The organism is Sphingobacterium sp. IITKGP-BTPF85, from assembly GCF_001006065.1.
Classification (GTDB): domain Bacteria; phylum Bacteroidota; class Bacteroidia; order Sphingobacteriales; family Sphingobacteriaceae; genus Sphingobacterium; species Sphingobacterium anhuiense.
Genome location: NZ_ASZT02000304.1, coordinates 1 through 1,350, shown reverse-complemented (window position 1 = coordinate 1,350; position 1,350 = coordinate 1). Strand labels below are relative to the sequence as shown.

Annotated in this window: 1 protein-coding gene; it reads right to left on the bottom strand. The window is 36.5% G+C overall.

Annotated elements, in window-relative coordinates:
- Window positions 1-45 precede the first annotated feature (45 nt).
- On the bottom strand, window positions 46-1,077 hold the full coding sequence (locus L950_RS25325; protein ID WP_021188699.1) for a hypothetical protein: 1,032 nt from the start codon (window positions 1,075-1,077) through the stop codon (window positions 46-48).
- Window positions 1,078-1,350 lie beyond the last annotated feature (273 nt).

Genomic DNA, 1,350 nt, shown 5'->3' with positions numbered 1-1,350 from the left:
TCTTGGCAGAATGGCTTTATATGTTATTTTTATGATCTATTTAATTTATTTCAGTTTTTCAATCTCTTCGATGGTAAGGCCTGTACCTTTTGCAATATCTGCAATAGGTAAGCCCATTTTCTTGAACTCTAAAGCAATGGCAATTGATTCTTCTCGTTTGCCTTTTTCAATTCCAGACTGAATTCCCTTTTCGATTCCAGCTTGGATTCCTTTTTCTCTTTCTTGTCGTTTGATTGTTTCTATTACACCCATTTCATATGTAAATGATTTGTTTTTTATTGGCCATCTGGAGTATCCATACAATTTAATTATAAAATAGTGGCTGTATGGAGAGTTCGATTGTGCTCCTGTCACTTGATAAATGTATTGATCAAAGTTACTATTTATTTCTTTATCTCGTATAAAAAGAAAACTCTTTAAAAAAACTAAAAAGCTCATTATACGATCTTTACTATACTTATTGGTCTCGATGAGCCTTCTTGCGATTGTACTACGCTGCTCTGCGAGCTCCTGCTCCGGAACCTTATCTTCATCTAAAGCTTTCTGGCATGCCAAGACAATATAAGCAAATATATTGTCCATATCGAGTAGCTCTGATTCGTCATGATCAAAAATTTGATAGCTCAGGTACTGAAAGCGTAACGACGTGCGAAAAACAGCAAAATGATATTCATCAGTACATGGCTGCGAACGTCCTCCAGTAAAAACAGCAATGGTCTCCACAGGAACACGGTAACGATCTAATAGCCTGTAAAAATACTGAAAGATACGATGTGAGAAATCGGAATCATGTCCGCCTTCGATTTCGGTATTCACTAAAATCCACTTCTCGCTTCCATCTTTTAAATAAACCTTGACCAGAAGGTCTGCCACACGCTTCCCTTTTTTACGCTCACGATAGGGAATGATCTCCAACAATTCTTTGTCCATAAATGTCAATCCACGCCCGAGATCAAAGGTAGCATCCGCATCTGGGTACATGAACCGTAAAAAATCAGGAAAATTGTCCTCAAAAATGGCTTTCAAAAGCTCATCATTCTTCTTGGCTGGCTTTAAACGTCTTGAATGTACACTCATAACGGTCTATCAATTGGTTAATAGAAATAAAGATACAAATAAAAACTAAATATATTAGCATTTTTATTTATTTTCTTGACCGTAGAAGTACGGGTGTATCGACAAAGGGGATCTTAAAAGATTGGCGTTTCTTTTCCCGAGATAGCATCAATGCTGAAAAAAGAAAAACCACATCTCATGACGTGGCTTTAACTAAACATATGGATTAAACTTCATCTACTTATACGAGTTGATCGATTGAGATATTTTCCAGTTACCGCCGTCATTCACTAA

Bases quoted from the DNA above. Each gene is read 5' to 3' on its own strand.
- L950_RS25325 (WP_021188699.1), bottom strand. From the start codon at position 1,077: ATGAGTGTACATTCAAGACGTTTAAAGCCAGCCAAGAAGAATGATGAG.